Source organism: Curtobacterium sp. Csp2 (assembly GCF_013347165.1).
The window spans coordinates 3379335-3395722 of sequence record NZ_CP054593.1; the positions used below are offsets into that span (position 1 = coordinate 3379335).

A 16388-nucleotide genomic window follows, 5' to 3' on the forward strand; every position below is an offset into this window, starting at 1 on the left:
CGGAGGCCGGGTCAGTGCAGGGTGCCCGCGATGTACGCCGCGGTGCACGCGGCGAGCACCCCGAAGGCCGCGAACGACCCGACCAGGACGTTCCGGCGACGCCAGCGACGGACCGCCGCGAAGGTGCCGCGCCGTGCGTGCCGGTGGGCGGCGCGGTGCAGCTTGTGGTCGCGCTTGTGCTTCGTCCGCTCCGGGCCGAGGGGCACCGGGCCGGTGATCTGCGTCGACCCGCCACGGAGCGCGCTCGCGACGGCGACCGCGGTCGGTCGGCGGGCCGGGTCGCGGTGGGTCATCTTCGCGAGCAGGTCGTGCCAGTCCGGGCCGACCGAGTCCGGGACCTCGGGGTCGTGCCGCAGCCGGGCGAGGGCCGCCTCGATCAGGGTGCCCGAGTACTCCTGCTTGCCGGTCAGCGACTCGAGGAGCACCAGGCCGAGCGAGTACACGTCGGTCGCGAAGCCGATCGGCTCCCCGGCGACCTGCTCCGGGCTGAGGTACGCCGCGGTGCCGATGATCGTGCCGTCGTTCGTCAGGCGGGAGCCGTCGACGAAGTGCGCGACGCCGAAGTCGGTGAGCTTCACGGCGCGGGCGAAGCCGGAGGCGCCCTCGTCGTTGATGAGGATGTTCGCCGGCTTCACGTCGCGGTGCACGATGCCGCGCGAGTGCACGTACGCCAGGGCGTCGGCGAGCTGCGCCCCGAGGTCGGCGACCTCGTAGTTGTGCAGCGGGCCGCCCGCGAGCCGGCGGAGGAGCGTCGTGTCGGCGATGAGCTCCATCACGATGAAGCGGTGCGGGCCGTCCTCGAACTCGTGGGTGCCGGCGTCGTACAGCGGCACGAGGCCCGGGTGCGACAGCATGCTGAGCAGCCGGATCTCGCGCTCCTGGCGGACGCGGTCGGCCGTCGTCATCGAGTCCGGCGTCGCGAAGAGCTTCACCGCGACCGCACGGTACGTGTGCTCGTCGCGAGCTTCGTAGACCGACCCCATGCCGCCCGTGCCGATGAGCTTGACGAGCCGGTAGCGGCCCGCCAGGACCGTGTCGGCCCGTGCGCTGTCGACCAGGGTCATGGTGCACTTCGATCCATCGAGAGTCATCGGGTTCCGCGGCAGACGCCGGCAAGGTGACTCACCGTCAACGGTACGCGTCCCACCTCGGATCCGCGCGGGCGTTACGACATCGTGATGGGGGACAGATCCCCGTGGATCCGCGGAACTGCGGGGGTAGCGTCCGGGTTCCCGGAGAGCCCGGGACTACGCAAGGAGGACATCGTGGCGCTGTCGAAGGGCGACGAGGTGCACTGGAACACCTCGCAGGGCAAGACGACCGGCAAGCTGGTCGAGAAGAAGACGAAGGACTTCACGTTCGACGGGCAGGACTTCAAGCCGACGGACGACGACCCCTACTGGATCGTCGAGTCGGAGAAGTCCGGCAACAAGGCCGCGCACAAGGAGTCGGCCCTCACGAAGAAGTGACCGCTCAGTCGTTCGCGGGTGCCGCACGTCGGCGCCCGCGATCGGCGCGTTCCGCCCGGGCACGCCGGACCCGTCGCACCACGAACGTCACCACGACGACGGCGATCGCGACGTAGAGCACCCGGTCGATCCACTCGGTGTACTGCTCGACCTTGTCGTACTGGGTCCCGAACGCCGCTCCGAGCAGCACCAGGCCGCTGTTCCAGATGCCGCTCGCGATGATCGTGAACACCGAGAACGTGCCGAGGTGCATCCGGTCGGCGCCCGCCGGCAGCGAGATCAGGCTCCGCACGATCGGCACGAACCGGCCGAAGAACACCGCGCTCCTGCCGTGCCGGTGGAACCAGTCCGCGGCCTTGCGGAAGTCGTCCTCGTCGACGAGCGGCAGCTTCCCGAGCCAGCGCACGGTCCGCTCGAACCCGATCACCGCGCCGAGCCAGTAGAGCACGAGCGCGCCGAGGTACGACCCGAGCGTCGCGAGCAGCAGCACGAGCACGAGGTTCATCCGCCCGGCTCCCGCCAGGAACCCCGCGAGCGGCAGGATCACCTCGGACGGGATGGGCGGGAACACCGTCTCGACGAAGAGCATGATCGCGACGCCCCACTCGCCGAGCGCGTCGATGACCTGCAGCACGAAGCCGGACAGGCCACCGAGGTCCTCCGTGCCCGCCTCCTGACCCGCACTCCTGGTCGAGGCGGGCAGGGTCGGCGGCAGCGTGAGGGCGGTCGTCATGGGTCCACTGTGTCTGAGCGTCCTGCCAGGAGTCGGCACGCCACCTGTGCGCGAGCCGAGTGCGCGTGGTGCCGCCGCGCTCGGCGACGTGACGCCGAGGTGCCACGACTCGCCGCTGCGTGCGCGCCCGGGTGCGACGACAGCCGCTCCGGACCGCGAGATGCCGGAATTCCGGCACCTCGAGGCACAGGGCGGGCAGAGCGGGAACGGGGGTGCGGCAGACAGACGGGAGGCACGGTGCCGGCTGGCACCGTGCCTCCCGTCCGTCAGGGCGTTGCGTCAGACCGCGGCGGGTGCGCGCTGGCCGATCGTCTCGCCGGCCACCGCCGCCTGGTCGGCGGCCGCCGTCTCGGCGGCGGGTGCCTTGCGCACCCACTTCTTCAGGCCCACCAGGACCAGCGCGGACACGACCGTGCCGGCCACGATCGCGACGATGAACATCGCGACGTCCCCGATGGCGAAGAACACGAAGATGCCGCCGTGGGGTGCGCGGGAGGTCACCCCGGCCGCCATCGAGATCGCACCCGTGACCGCGGCACCGATCATCGACGCCGGGATGACGCGCAGCGGGTCGGCTGCGGCGAACGGGATCGCGCCCTCGGAGATGAACGACGCACCGAGCAGCCACGCGGCCTTGCCGTTCTCGCGCTCCGGCTTCGTGAAGCCCTTGCGGTACAGGACGGTCGACGCGAGCGCCAGGGCCAGCGGCGGGACCATGCCCGCGGCCATGACGGCGGCCATGATCTCGAACGGCACGACGTTCGTGGCGGTGCCGGCACCGAGCCCGGCGACGGCGAACGAGTACGCGACCTTGTTGACCGGGCCACCGAGGTCGAACGCCATCATCAGGCCGAGGATCACGCCGAGCAGGATCGCCGAGGCGCCGTTGAGCGAGTTGAGCCAGTTCGTCAGCTGCGTCATGAGCCAGGCGATCGGGCCGCCGAGCACGAGCAGCATCAGGCCGGAGGCGATGATCGACGCGAAGAGCGGGATGATCACGACGGGCATCAGGCCGCGGAGCCAGCGCCAGGTCGGGATGCGCCCGATCCAGTACGCGGCGGCACCGGCGATGAGACCACCCACGAGCCCGCCGAGGAAGCCGGCGTTCATGAAGACGGCGATCGACCCGGCGACGAAGCCCGGCGCGATGCCGGGGCGGTCGGCGATCGCGTAGGCGATGTACCCGGCGAGTGCGGCGACGAGGAACCCGAGGGACACCCCGCCGATCTGGAACGCGGCTGCGCCGAGGTAGTAGCCGAGGCCCTCCGGCGGCAGGTTGAGCAGCGTGTAGTTCGTCAGCGTGTACACCGCGTTGTTCTGCCCGGAGTTCCCGTGCGGCAGCGCGATGGCGTAGCCGGCGAGCAGGAAGCCGAGCGCGATGAGCAGACCGCCGCCCGCGACGAACGGGATCATGTAGCTGACGCCGGTGAGCAGCCAGCGCTTGAGCGCCTGCCCGAAGTGCTCGTCGGCCTTGTTCGACTCGGCGGTCGTCGCAGCCCCGCCCTGCACGCGTGCGGCATGCGGGTCGTCGGCGGCGCGGAGGGCCTCGGCGATCATCTTGTCCGGCTCGTCGACACCGCGCTTGACCGGTCCGGACACCAGCGGCTTGCCGGCGAAGCGGTTGCGGTCGCGGACGTCCACGTCGACCGCGAACACGACGGCGTCGGCGCGGGCGATCAGGGCTGGGTCGAGCGGCTCGACCTGCGAGGAGCCCTGCGTCTCGACGTGCATCTCGGCACCGGCGCGCTCGGCGGCGGCGACCAGGGCGTCGGCGGCCATGTACGTGTGCGCGATGCCGGTCGGGCAGGCGGTGACGCCGACGATGACCTTACGGGCACCCGAGCCGGTGGTGGTCGGGGCCGGGGCGGCGGCAGCGGGCGCCGGGGCGCCGACGCCGACCTCGGCGACCTCGCCGCCGACCTCGCGCTGCACCAGGTCCACGACGTCCTGCGGTGTCGCGGCCGCACGGAGCGCCGCGGTGAAGTCGTCGCGGATGAGCGCACGCGCCAGGGTCGACAGGACCGTCAGGTGGTCCTTGTCCGCACCCTCGGGCACCGCGATCATGAAGACGATGTCCGCGTCGCCGTCGGGCGCACCGAACGGCACCTTCCGCGCCAGGCGGGAGAACGCGAGCGTCGGGCTCGAGACCGAGGCGGACCGGGCGTGCGGGATCGCGATACCGCCGGGCACGCCGGTGCCGACGCTCGCCTCGCGCTTGATCGCGTCCTCGGCGAGGGCGTTGCCGTCGGCGGCACGGCCGGTGGCGGCGACGCGGTCGGCGAGCACGCGGATGACGTCGGAGGACGTTCCGCCGAGGTCCTCGTCGAGGCCGACGAGCTCCGCGCTGATGAGGCGCTGCGTCGTGTCTGCGGACATGGGGTTGCTCCTTTGCAGTGGCGCCGAGGCGCGGGCATTGCTGTTCGGGGGTGGTGCTGCCAAGTGGTGGTGCGGTGGGGGTCGATCAGGCGATCGGTGCCGGGACCTGCGCCGGGTGCAGGGTCCGGACGGTCACGCTGCCGGGGTCGGTGTGGTCGAGGGCGGGCACGTCGCTGCCGGGGAGCGCCGCGGCGGCCGCTCCGGTGGCGACGGCCTGGGCGAGCCGCTCAGCGGGGCTGGCACCGGCGACCTCGGCGAGCAGGTAGCCGGCGAGCGAGGAGTCCCCCGCGCCGACCGTCGAGCGCGCGACGATGCGCGGTGCGGCGGCGGCGAAGGCGCCCTCGTCCGAGACGAGCACGGCTCCGGCGCTGCCGAGTGTGAGCAGGACGGCGTCGACGTGCTTGTCGCGCAGGCGCTGGGCGGCCACCGCGGCGGCGTCCGGGTCCTGCTCGTACGCGTCCGGGTCCCCGCCGACGACCTCGGCGAGCTCCTCGGCGTTCGGCTTCACCAGGTCGATGCGCTCACCGGACTGCAGCAGCGCGGTGAACGGCAGACCGGACGAGTCGACGGCGATCCGGACGGTGTCCCCGTGGCGCTCGCGCACGGCGCGGACGAGCACGGCGAGCGCGTCGTCGGGCAGTCCGGGCGGCAGGGAGCCGGCGAACACGACCCAGCGGGCGGCGGGCCCGGTCGCGGTCGGCCCGGCGGCGTCGGCCACGAGCGCGGCGAGGTCGTCCAGGCGGCCGGCGAGCGAGGGGCCGGGCTCGTTGAGCTTCGTCGTCGTGCCGGTCGGCTCGGTCACGGTGACGTTCGAGCGGAGCGGGGCGCCGATCGGGAGCGCCGCGGTCGGGATGCCCCGCGTCGCGAGGCCGAGCAGGACGGGGTCGAGCTCGTCGCCGGGCAGGACCGCGAGGGTGTCCCCACCGCTGGCGACGACGACCCGCGAGACGTTGACGCCCTTGCCGCCGGGCTCGGCGGTCGTGTGCACGGCGCGTTGGACGGCCCCGCGCTGCAGCTCGCCGGCGAGCTCGATGGTCCGGTCGAGGGACGGGTTGGGCGTCACGGTGACGATGCGGGTGCTGGGGGTGCCGTTCATGCGACCACGACCTCCACGTCGGCGTCGGCGAGCGCACCGGCGAGGTCCGCCGGGGGCTCCTGGTCGGTGACGAGCGTGTCGATCTCGTCGAGGCGGGCGAAGCGCATGAGCGCCTCGACCCCGTGCTTGGCGGCGTCGGCGAGGACGACGCTCCGGCGGGCGGCGAGCACGTAGGCGCCCTTGACGCCGGCCTCGTACTCGTCGGGCGTGCTCAGACCGAAGCCGGCGGACAGGCCGTTCGTGCCGACGAAGGCGACGTCGGGGCGGAGGCCGGCGATCTGCTCGACGGTCGCGGTGCCGACGGCGGCGCTCGTGACCCCGCGGACCCGGCCGCCGAGCAGGTGCAGCTCGACGTGGGGGCTGTGCTGCAGGACGGCGGCGATCGGGACGGAGTTCGTGACGACCGTCAGCGTGGCACCGGGGGTCGCGGGCTCCCACCGGGCGAGCTCCGTGGCGACCGCGGCGCAGGTCGTGCCGGCGTCCAGGACGATCGACCCGGTGAAGGTCGGCGGGACCAGGCGCATCGCGGCCCGGGCGATCGCGGTCTTGGCCGTGCCGTGCTGGCCTTCGCGCTCGGCGACGGAGAGCTCGACCACGCTGGACCGGCCGACGGGGACGGCCCCGCCGTGGACGCGACGCAGCAGTCCGGCGGTCTCGAGGGCGTCGAGGTCGCGGCGGACGGTCTCGGTGGTGACGTCGAAGTGCTCGGCGAGGTCGGCGACGGACACCCGCCCGGCCGACTGCAGCGCGGCGGCGATGGCGTCCTGCCGCTCCGTTGCGTACATGCCCGAACTCCTTCGTTCCCGTTGGTTTCAGGAACTGTACGTCCGGAAGTCACACGATCGCAACTGTTTCATCCCAGAACCAACACGAACGAAGGTCCGGGGAGCGTGATCAGGCGTCGAAGGGCACCCGGTCGCTCGAGCCCACGCCGGCTCGCTGCCGGTAGGACAGGTGCCCACCGAGGTAGCCGCCGACACCGACGATCATCAGGCCGACGAACCCGAGTGCCTTGCCCGCCGCGGTGTTGCCCTTCCGGCGCTGCCACCACGACAGTCCGAAGAACGTGATGCCGACCCAGTTCACCGCCTGGTGCACCCAGCCGGTCCGCCGCTGCTCGAGCGACAGCTCCGCCCAGTCGACGTACCCGGCGACCGAGGCGCTGCTCGCCGACACGAGTCCGACCCCCGTGAGGGTCTGTGCGGCACGGGCGTTCCCCTTCCCGCCGATCGTGTCGAGCACCGCCGCGGAGATCCACGCCCCGAGCGGCACCTGCACCATGAGCGGGTGCAGGGGGTGCCCGATCGGCACGCCGTGCAGCAGCCGACGGAGCGCCGCCGGCTTCGCGACGGCGCGCACGGCGCGGGTGTCCAGGTCGACGGCCTCGTCGAGCACGCTCGCGCGCTCGATGGCGTCCGTGATGCGTCGCAGGATCGGCAGCTCAGGCATGCCCTGGACGCTAGGCCTGGAGGCCCGGTGCCGGTTCCAGGAACCGGCACCGGGCCTCCAGGCGGTCGCGTCCGGCGGACGAGGCGACCAGTCAGACGGCCGCGAGCGCGGACGTCGGCGGGATGCGCGCGGCGCGCGCCGCCGGGTAGAGCCCGGACACCCCGCCGATCAGGACGGTCGCGCCGAGGCCGCCGCCCACCGCCCAGAGCGGGATCGCCACCGGCCAGCCCTGCCCGACGGCGAAGGCCACGGTCACACCGACACCGATCACCACGCCGGCCACGCCACCGAGGAACGACAGCAGGAGCGACTCGACCAGGAACTGGTCCCGGATGTTCCGCCGCCGCGCCCCGAGCGCCCGACGGACGCCCACCTCGGCACGGCGCTCGAGCACCGTGATCACCATCGTGTTCGCGACGCCGATGCCACCGACGAGCAGCGCGACCCCGCCGATGCCCACCAGGAGCCCGGTGAACGAGTCGTCGGTGGCGTTCTTCGCGGCGAGCGCGTCGGACGGCCGGGTGACCCCGACGTCCTGCGGGGCGAGCGGGCTGATCGACCGCGCCACGACGTCCCGCACGGCGGCCACCTGCTCGGGGTCGGTCCGGAGGAACACCGACGTCGGGTGGCCGTCGAAGCCGAGCTGGCCCGCGAGCGACCGCGGCACGAACACCTGGCCGTCCAGGCTGTCCTCGAGCTCGACCGAGGCGAGGATCCCGACCACCTGGACCCACTGCCCGCCGATCCACACCCGGGTGTCCGGGCGGAGGTCGTCGATGCCGAGCGCCCGGGCCGCGTAGTCGCCGAGGACGACCTGGGGTGGGGCGTCGGCGGCGGTGTCGAGCCAGCGCCCCTGGGCGACCGAACCGCCGAGCGTCGCGGGCACGTCGCCCCACGCGGCGAGGACGCCGATGCCCTTCGACTCGTTCGCCGGGATGTACGGGTTGCGGTAGACCCGGCCCTCCGTCACCGTTCCGACACCGGCGACCTGCTCGACACCGTCCTGCCGGGCCACGGAGTCCACCGCGGTCTCCGGGAGCGGCGGGGTCTCGCTGAAGCCCTGGGCCTCCGTCGCCGTGAGGACGTTCGTGCCGAGCCGGTCGAGCACCTGGTCGAGCGCGGCCTTGCTCGAGGACGAGATCCCGACGACCGCGATCATCGCCGCGATGCCGATCGCGATTCCGAGCGCCGACAGGACCACCCGGGTCGGACGCGTGCGGAGGCCGAACACCCCGAGGCGCAGCAGGTCCCGGGGGCCGACGGCGTTCCGGGCGCTCATGCGACACCGCCCGGACCGCCGTGGATCGCGGCGGCGAGTTCCGCGGCGTCGGACGACGAGTCGGACTGCACGAGCCCGTCCCGCATCCGGATCTGCCGGGGCAGCGAGGCCGCGAGGTCGAGGTCGTGCGTGATGACGAGGACCGTCGTGCCGCCCGCGTTGAGCTCCCGCAGGAGTTCGAGGATCGCGGTGCCGGAGGCCGTGTCGAGCGCCCCGGTGGGTTCGTCCGCGAGCAGGATCGTGGGCTCGCCGACGATCGCCCGAGCGATGGCCACGCGCTGCTTCTCGCCGCCGGACAGCTGGTTCGGCCGGTGGTCGACCCGGTGCCCGAGCCCGACCCGCTCGAGCGCACCGACGGCCCGGGCCTGCCGCTCCGCGCGACAGGTCCCGGCGTACAGCAGCCCGTCGGCGACGTTCTCGGCCGCGGTGGCACCGGACTGCAGGTGGAAGTGCTGGAACACGAAGCCGACGTGGTCCGCGCGCAGCCGGGACAGGGCGTCGTCGGACATCGTGCCGACGTCGTTCCCGGCGATCGTCACCGTGCCCGACGTCGGCCGGTCGAGCGTGCCGACGATGTTGAGCATCGTCGACTTGCCCGAGCCCGATGGTCCGACCACGGCGACGAGCTCCCCCGCCGCGACGTCGACGGACACCCCGCCGAGGGCACGGACGTCCCCGTAGACCTTCGTGACGTCCTGCAGCCGGAGGACGCTGTCGGCCGCCGCTCCACCGCTCGACACACCGCGGTCCGGGGCGACTGGTCGGCGCCGGAGGCCGATCACGAGGGCACCACCACGCGGTCGCCCTCGCGGACGTCGCCCGTGATCGCGGCCCGCCCCTCGGCGACGAACCCGACCTCGACCGGCACGCGCTCCGTCGTGTCGCCGCGGACGACGTCGACGGCGAAGCCGGACCCGGATCCCGCCGCGAGCGCGGACACCGGCACGGACAGGACGCCCTGCTCGGTGCGGCCGGCGGCGATCACCTGCGCGGACCCGCTCTCCGGGACCGTCCGGTCGCCGGCGTCGAACGAGATCGTCGCGTCGACGACCTGCGAGCCGTCCTTCGACTCCCCCGGCGCGGCGTCGACGACCCTGCCGGGCAGGGCGTCCCCGGCGCCGTTGATGCGCACGGACACGTCGGTTCCGACCGTCAGGCGCTCAGCGTCGCGGGACGGCACGGTAACCGTGACGACCCGCTGCGTGCTCGTCACCTGCAGGACCGGACCGTTCGCGGGCTGCCCGAGCTGCCCGGCGACCGAGTCGACGCGCACGTCCCCGTCGACGAACGCGACCTGCTGTGCGTCGATCCGACCGGTGACCTCCAGCCCGCGGTCCTCCTGCCACTCCCGGACGGCGCGCTGGGTGCGCGGGCCGAACGTGTCGTCCTGCGCGACGTCGTAGCCGAGGGCCGCCAGGTTCTGGTTGAGCTGCGTGACGTCCTGCCCCTCGTCGCCGCGCTCGAGCGCGCGCCACAGCGGGACCGTGCCGTGCATCGACCGGACGGGCTGCTCGTCGACGGCGTACAGCGGCTGGTCCCGGCCGATCGTCGCACCGGGCTCGGGCAGCCAGGTGAGCGTGCCCTGCGCGGCACCGACGAGCGGCTTCGACGCGCCGTAGCCGAGTGAGCCGGAGAAGGTCTTCGAGTCGACGAGGTCGCCGTTCGTGACCGGTGCCGTGCTGCGGTCCGCCGGACGTTCCTCGGCCGCGGACGAGCGGTCGGGCGTCCCGACGAGCGCCCACGTCCCGGCACCCGCAGCGAGCACCGCGACGAGGACCCCCACCGTCACGAGCGTCCGGCGTCGGTGGCTCGTGCGCGATCGCCCGGTCATCGGTCGAGGGTCTGGGTGTCGGGGGCGAACTCGGCGAGGCACTTCGCACTGACCTCCTCGAACTCGGGTTCCGCTGCTCGGGGGTAGCCCTGGAAGTCCAGGACACCGGCCGGCTGTTCCGGCAGGTCGTCGAACCCGTTCTCGCGGATGCAGTCGGCCACCTGGACGTACTGCCGCTCCCACTCCTGCTTCTGGGAGGCGTCGGCGCGCTCGACACCGGCCTGCTCGCTGCAGGCGGCGGCACGCTCCCCGAACGCGTCGGCGTCCGCGTCGGCCGGCGCCTGGTAGGTCCCGCTCCGGAGCTCCGCGTCGGTCGGGTCCTCGACGGAGAAGCCGGCGTCGCGCATGCAGTCGCCCCACTGCGCGCCGAGGCCACCGGCAGCGCCGGTGCTCGTCGGGGCAGAGGATGCATCCGAGCAGGCGGTCAGGGCGAACGGGGCGCCGAGGACGAGGGCGAGCACCGCAGCGGCGCGGACTGAGCGAGGAGTGATCGTGCTGTTCATGCGACCAGCACATCGCACACCGTGTTTCGCCAGCGGATCGTCCCGGGTTACACCGACGAAACGCGGATGCGCACGCGCAGCCCGCCGCCCTCCCGCGCTGCCACGTCCAGTGTCCAGCCGTGCGCGTGGACCACCGCGGCCACGATCGACAGGCCGAGACCGCTGTGGCGCCGGCTCCCCTGCTCGCCACCGCGACGGAACGGTTCGAGCAGTCCCGTGACGGTTTCGGGATCGACCGGTGCGCCGGTGTTCTCCACGACGATGCCGTCGGCCGTCAGGCGCACCCACACCGTGCCGCCCGGGACGTTGTACTCGACGGCGTTGTCGACCAGGTTCAGCAGGAGCTGTCGCACGAGCGTGGGTTCGCCGACCACGGTCCCGACCGACACGGCGTCGACGGTGGGCCGCAGGGCGATGCCCGCCGTGTCCGCGGTCGCGCCGAGCTGGGTCGCGACGTCGTCGAGGAGTGCCGCGAGGTCGAGTGCCTCGACGCCGTCGAGCCCACGGTCGGCCTCCGCGAGCACGAGCAACGACTCGACCAGGTGCTCCGTCCGTCGGTTCTGCTCGAGCAGCTCGGCGCGGGCGGCGGCGACGTTCCGCGGACCGGCGTCGTCGGGCAGCCCGATCTGCAGCGCTGCACGCTGGACGGCAAGGGGCGTGCGGAGCTCGTGCGCTGCCTGCGCCACGAACCGGCGCTGCCCCTCGAAGGACGTCTCGAGCCGGTCGAGCAGCCGGTCGATCGTCCGGGACAGCCGTCGGAGTTCGTCGTCCGGGCCGCCGAGGGCGATCCGCTCGTGCAGGGTCGAAGCCGAGATCCGGTCGGCGGTCGCCCTCATGCGGTCGACCGGCCGGAGCATCCGACGACTCACCACCCACCCGACGGCACCGGCGAGCACACCGACCCCGACGACGGCGACCGCCGACCACTGCCACTGCTGCTGGGCGACCACCGAGACGATGCTCACCGAGCTCCCCGCGTCGGGCGTCGAGTCGGGATCCGGCTGGATCGAGGGGCGCGGAGCGGACGGCCACGGCGTCGACGTTGCGTCCGCGTCCAGCTGCACCTGGCCGCCGATCGACCACTGCGACGCGAGGTTCACGAACACGAGCGCCGCGACGGTCAGCGCCATCGCCGCCGCCGCGAACGCCAGGGCCGTCCGGGCGCCGATGCTCCAGACGCGCGTCACAGCGCGTAGCCCTGCCCCGGTACGGTCCGGATCGGGTCCGGTACGCCGAGCTTCTTGCGGAGCTTCGACATCGTCACCCGGACCGCTGCCGTGAACGGGTCGATGTTCATGTCCCAGACCTTCTCGAGCAGCTCCTCGGCCGGGACGACCCGACCGTCGGCACGCAGGAGCACCTCGAGGACGCCGAGCTCCTTGCTCGTCAGGTCGAGCGGCCGCCCGTCCCGGGTCGCCACGCGTCGGTTCGAGTCCACGACGAGCCCGGCCCGCTCGAGCACAGGCGCGACCGGGGCGACGGTTCGTCGTCCGAGCGCACGGACCCGGGCGACGAGCTCGGGGTACTCGAAGGGCTTCGCGAGGTAGTCGTCCGCGCCGAGCTCGAGTCCGTGCACGCGGTCGGACAGCGTCGTCGCCGCCGTCAGCATGAGGATCCGGGTGAGCGTGCCCCGCTCGGCGTGCCGACGGGCGACCTCGTCCCCGTGCATGCCCGGCAGGTCGCGGTCGAGCACCACGACGTCGTAGTCGTTCACCGCGAGCAGTTCGTCGGCGTCGTCGCCGCGGTGGGCGACGTCGACGGCCATGTCCTGTCGGGCGAGGCCCCGGGCGATCAGGTCGGCCAGGGAGGTCTCATCGTCCACCACGAGTACGCGCATGCCTGACATTTCACATGCGAGACCTCTGAAGACGCTGGGCTGGGGGTGACTCGACGGCGGTGTGGACGGTCCGTGGTTCCATGCACCCACCGTCGCGCCTCCGGCGTTTCGTCACCGTGACGGCCTGGAGGCGCGGTGCCGGTCCACGGGACCCGCTCCGCGCCTCCAGGCCGGCCACGCGCGCACCGCGCGCTACTCCTCGACGACCTCCGCCAGCTGGAAGGGCTCGACCACCAGCTCGTCGCCGCCCGCGGCGACGTCGACACGGACGGTGTCGCCGTCACGCACGTCACCGGACAGGATGGCGCGCGCCAGCCGGTCGTCGATCTGCCGCTGCATGAGGCGGCGGAGCGGCCGCGCACCGTAGACCGGGTCGTACCCGCGGTCGGCGAGCCAGCTGCGCGCTGCCGGGGTGACGGCGAGCTCGAGCCGGCGGTCGGACAGCCGCCGGGCGAGCCGGTCGACGTACAGCGACACGATCTGGCCGAGGTCATCGCTCGTGAGCGCCTGGAACACGACGATGTCGTCGAGCCGGTTCACGAACTCGGGGCGGAACGCCTGTTGCACGAGCTCGCGGACGGCCTCCTCGCGCTGCTCGTCCGACAGGGACAGGTCGGTCATGAACTGCGAACCGAGGTTGGACGTCAGGATGAGGATCGTGTTCCGGAAGTCGACCGTCCGGCCCTGCCCGTCGGTCAGCCGCCCGTCGTCGAGCACCTGGAGCAGGACGTCGAAGACCTCCGGGTGCGCCTTCTCGACCTCGTCGAGCAGCACGACCGAGTACGGCCGACGACGGACGGTCTCGGTGAGCTGTCCGCCGGCCTCGTAGCCGACGTACCCGGGCGGGGCGCCGATGAGCCGCGCGACCGAGTGCTTCTCGCCGTACTCGCTCATGTCGATCCGGACGAGGGCCTTCTCGTCGTCGAAGAGGAACTCGGCGAGCGCCTTCGCGAGCTCGGTCTTGCCGACACCGGTGGGGCCGAGGAACAGGAACGAGCCCGTCGGACGGTCCGGGTCGGAGATGCCCGCGCGGGTGCGCCGGACGGCCTCGGACACGGTGCCGACCGCGCTCCGCTGCCCGATGATCCGGCGGCCGAGCTCGGTCTCCAGGTGCAGCAGCTTCTCGGTCTCGCCCTGCAGCAGCCGTCCCATCGGGATGCCCGTCCACTGCGCGATGACGGCGGCGATGTCCTCGTCGGTGACGCTGTCGTTGACCATCCGCTCGGCACTCTCGGCCTGCTCGGCGGCGGCGAGCTCGGCCTCGATGCGCGGCTTCTCGCCGTACTCGAGCCGGGACACCGTCTCGTAGTCGGCCTCGCGCTGCGCCCGCTGGCTACGCATGTTCAGCTCGTCGAGCTGCTGCTTCAGCTCACCGATCCGGTTCAGGCTCGCCCGCTCGGACTGCCAGCGCTGCTCGAGCTCGTCGAGCAGCGTCTGCCGTCCGGCGAGCTCGGCGCGCAGCGTCTCGAGGCGCGCCTTCGAGGCGTCGTCCTTCTCCTGCTTCAGCGCGAACTCCTCGACGCGCAGTCGGTCGACGGTGCGCTTGAGCTCGTCGATCTCGACCGGGCTCGAGTCGATCTCCATGCGGAGTCGGCTCGCTGCCTCGTCGATCAGGTCGATGGCCTTGTCGGGCAGCTGTCGGCCGGAGATGTACCGGTTCGACAGGCTCGCCGCGGCCACGAGCGCGGAGTCGTTGATCGTCACCTTGTGGTGCGCCTCGTACCGCTCCTTGAGCCCGCGGAGGATCGCGACGGTGTCCTCGACCGTGGGCTCCCCCACGAAGACCTGCTGGAAGCGGCGCTCGAGCGCGGCGTCCTTCTCGATGTACTCGCGGTACTCGTCGAGCGTCGTCGCGCCGATGAGCCGGAGCTCACCGCGCGCGAGCATCGGCTTGAGCATGTTCGACGCCGCGACCGATCCCTCACCGCCGCCGGCGCCCATCAGGGTGTGCAGCTCGTCGATGAAGGTGATGACCTGCCCGTCGGACTCGTCGATCTCCTTGAGGACGGCCTTGAGCCGCTCCTCGAACTCACCCCGGTACTTGGCGCCGGCGATGAGCGCGGACATGTCGAGCGAGACGAGGCGCTTGTCCTTGAGCGAGTCGGCGACGTCACCGGCGACGATGCGCTGCGCGAGCCCCTCGACGACGGCGGTCTTGCCGACACCGGGCTCGCCGATGAGCACCGGGTTGTTCTTCGTGCGGCGGGTGAGCACCTGGGACACCCGGCGGATCTCGGCGTCCCGTCCGATGACCGGGTCGAGCTTGCCGCTGCGGGCGATCGCGGTGAGGTCGACGCCGTACTGCTCGAGGGCGGTCTTCTGCCGTTCCTGCGAGTCGGGAGCGCCCTGGAGGTTCGCCATGCGGTCCGTCCTTTCCGTGCCGTGGAGATGTACTTGAGCCTACTCGACTCAACTCAGGTGCGCGCGGGATCATTCCGGATCCCGATCGCGCTGACGACGGCGCCGGCGGCGAGCAGGCACGCCACCACGACCGCGGCGCGGTGGAAGCCGGCGGTGCTCATCCCACCGCCGAGGACGACCCCGGCGAGCGCCACCATCACCAGGCTGGCGATCCGCGCGAGGGCGTTGTTCACGGCCGACCCGACACCGGCCTCGGACTCCGGGACCGACCCGAGCACGGCGCTGGTCAGGGGCGTCACCATCGTGGCGATCCCGACCCCCACGAGCACCAGGCCCGGGAGTACCGACCACCAGTACGCCCGCGGGTCCTGACCGGCGGCGAGCATGACGAGCGCCCCGACGGCGGCGACCGCGGGCCCGGCCGCCATGAACCACCGCGGGCCGTAGCGTCCGGCCAGGGCTCCGACGGTGGAGGACAGCAGCAGGAGCAGCAGGGTCGGGGGCAGCGTGGCGAGGCCGGCGAGCCAGGCCGGGAAGCCCCAGACCTCCTGGACGAAGAGCGTCACGACGAAGCCGACCATGCCGAGTGCGCCGTAGACGGACAGCGTCGCGGCGTTGCCGACCGAGAAGTTCCGCGCGCGGAAGAGCTCGAGCGGCACGAGCGGCACCCGACCGGATCGGGTGACGTGACGCTCCCACGGGACGAAGGCCAGCAGGGACGCGGCGCCGACGACGAGCGCCACGACGACCACGGGGTCTGTCCAGCCGAGGCGCTCCTGCTCGATGAGCCCGAGCACCACCCCGCCGACGCCGAGCACCGCGAGCACCGCGCCGGTCACGTCGATCCGTGGCCGGTGGGCCGGGTGGACGTCGCCGGTGATCCGGGTCACGAGCACGATCGTGACGACGATCGGCACCGCGGTGAGCACGAAGATCCAGCGCCAGCCGATGCCGTCCACGATGAGCCCGCCGACCAGCGGACCGAGGATCATCGCCGCGCTCGACCAGCCCGTCCACGTCCCGATCGCCTTCGTCTGCGCCGGCCCCCGGAACGCCGCGACGATGAGTGCGAGCGAGCTCGGGGTGACGAGGGCACCGCCGACGCCCTGCAACGCGCGGGCGACGATGAGGACGGCGCCGGTCGGGGCGGCGGCGCAGACCACCGAGGCGACCCCGAACACGACGAGGCCCCACGTGACGATCCGGACCCGACCGAACACGTCGGAGAGCGATCCCGCGACGAGGATCAGCGACCCGAGCGTCACCAGGTAGGCGTCGACGACCCACTGCTGCACGACGAGGCCGCCGCCGAGGTCCTGGCGGATCGCGGGGAGCGCCACGTTCACGACGCTCGTGTCGAGACCCACCACGAACGAGGCGAGGATCGCGACGACGAGCACGGTGCGACGGTCGTCCCGCAGGGGTGCCGTGGCGGCCGGGGCGCTCATCGGCCC

General features: G+C 72.7%; 15 protein-coding genes. 1 reads left to right on the forward strand and 14 read right to left on the reverse strand.

From position 1 onward, the window contains the following. Positions 1 to 11: 11 nt before the first annotated feature. Positions 12 to 1064 (reverse strand): serine/threonine-protein kinase, encoded by a 1053-nt coding sequence (locus tag HUN59_RS16390; protein WP_058741763.1) that lies wholly within the window; start codon positions 1062 to 1064, stop codon positions 12 to 14. Positions 1065 to 1265: 201 nt separating this feature from the next. Between HUN59_RS16390 and HUN59_RS16395 the strand changes: the two genes are divergently transcribed. Next, positions 1266 to 1469 carry a DUF2945 domain-containing protein gene (locus tag HUN59_RS16395; protein WP_058741762.1) on the forward strand — a complete coding sequence of 68 codons (204 nt, stop codon included), beginning with the start codon at positions 1266 to 1268 and terminating at the stop codon, positions 1467 to 1469. 4 nt (positions 1470 to 1473) lie between these two features. Here the strand turns inward: HUN59_RS16395 and HUN59_RS16400 are convergent, their stop codons facing one another. The 13 genes from HUN59_RS16400 to HUN59_RS16460 all read right to left on the reverse strand — a co-directional run bounded on the left by HUN59_RS16400 (position 1474) and on the right by HUN59_RS16460 (position 16382). Next, positions 1474 to 2202 carry a DedA family protein gene (locus HUN59_RS16400; protein ID WP_231050024.1) on the reverse strand — a complete coding sequence of 243 codons (729 nt, stop codon included), beginning with the start codon at positions 2200 to 2202 and terminating at the stop codon, positions 1474 to 1476. 279 nt (positions 2203 to 2481) lie between these two features. Further along, complete coding sequence (locus HUN59_RS16405) at positions 2482 to 4578, reverse strand: PTS fructose transporter subunit IIABC (protein ID WP_174778969.1); 2097 nt, start codon at positions 4576 to 4578, stop codon at positions 2482 to 2484. Between the two features lie 85 nt (positions 4579 to 4663). Then, complete coding sequence (locus tag HUN59_RS16410) at positions 4664 to 5674, reverse strand: 1-phosphofructokinase family hexose kinase (protein ID WP_174778970.1); 1011 nt, start codon at positions 5672 to 5674, stop codon at positions 4664 to 4666. Further along, the gene (locus HUN59_RS16415; RefSeq protein WP_174778971.1) at positions 5671 to 6459 is read right to left on the reverse strand and encodes a DeoR/GlpR family DNA-binding transcription regulator; all 789 of its coding nucleotides are present in this window, start codon (positions 6457 to 6459) and stop codon (positions 5671 to 5673) included. Before HUN59_RS16415 ends, HUN59_RS16410 begins: the two co-directional genes overlap by 4 nt. 109 nt (positions 6460 to 6568) lie before the next feature. Then, the gene (locus HUN59_RS16420) at positions 6569 to 7123 is read right to left on the reverse strand and encodes a DUF2231 domain-containing protein (RefSeq protein ID WP_174778972.1); all 555 of its coding nucleotides are present in this window, start codon (positions 7121 to 7123) and stop codon (positions 6569 to 6571) included. 91 nt (positions 7124 to 7214) lie between these two features. Further along, on the reverse strand, positions 7215 to 8402 hold the full coding sequence (locus tag HUN59_RS16425; protein WP_174778973.1) for an ABC transporter permease: 1188 nt from the start codon (positions 8400 to 8402) through the stop codon (positions 7215 to 7217). Further along, positions 8399 to 9142 carry an ABC transporter ATP-binding protein gene (locus HUN59_RS16430; protein WP_174778974.1) on the reverse strand — a complete coding sequence of 248 codons (744 nt, stop codon included), beginning with the start codon at positions 9140 to 9142 and terminating at the stop codon, positions 8399 to 8401. The genes HUN59_RS16425 and HUN59_RS16430 overlap by 4 nt, the downstream gene beginning before the upstream one ends. A gap of 38 nt (positions 9143 to 9180) precedes the next feature. After that, entirely contained in the window at positions 9181 to 10233 is a 1053-nt protein-coding gene (locus tag HUN59_RS16435; RefSeq protein WP_174778975.1) for a peptidoglycan-binding protein, read from the reverse strand. Then, entirely contained in the window at positions 10230 to 10736 is a 507-nt protein-coding gene (locus HUN59_RS16440) for a hypothetical protein (protein WP_174778976.1), read from the reverse strand. The genes HUN59_RS16435 and HUN59_RS16440 overlap by 4 nt, the downstream gene beginning before the upstream one ends. A 47-nt stretch (positions 10737 to 10783) precedes the next feature. Then, the gene (locus HUN59_RS16445; protein ID WP_174778977.1) at positions 10784 to 11923 is read right to left on the reverse strand and encodes a sensor histidine kinase; all 1140 of its coding nucleotides are present in this window, start codon (positions 11921 to 11923) and stop codon (positions 10784 to 10786) included. Continuing rightward, a complete protein-coding gene (locus tag HUN59_RS16450) occupies positions 11920 to 12573 on the reverse strand; it encodes a response regulator transcription factor (protein ID WP_174778978.1) in 654 nt (217 codons plus the stop codon). Before HUN59_RS16450 ends, HUN59_RS16445 begins: the two co-directional genes overlap by 4 nt. 192 nt (positions 12574 to 12765) lie before the next feature. Continuing rightward, on the reverse strand, positions 12766 to 14934 hold the full coding sequence (locus tag HUN59_RS16455) for an ATP-dependent Clp protease ATP-binding subunit (RefSeq protein ID WP_174778979.1): 2169 nt from the start codon (positions 14932 to 14934) through the stop codon (positions 12766 to 12768). A 53-nt stretch (positions 14935 to 14987) separates the two neighbouring features. Beyond that, positions 14988 to 16382, reverse strand: coding sequence for an MFS transporter (locus HUN59_RS16460; protein WP_174778980.1), 1395 nt, complete (start codon positions 16380 to 16382; stop codon positions 14988 to 14990). Between the last annotated feature and the right edge of the window lie 6 nt (positions 16383 to 16388).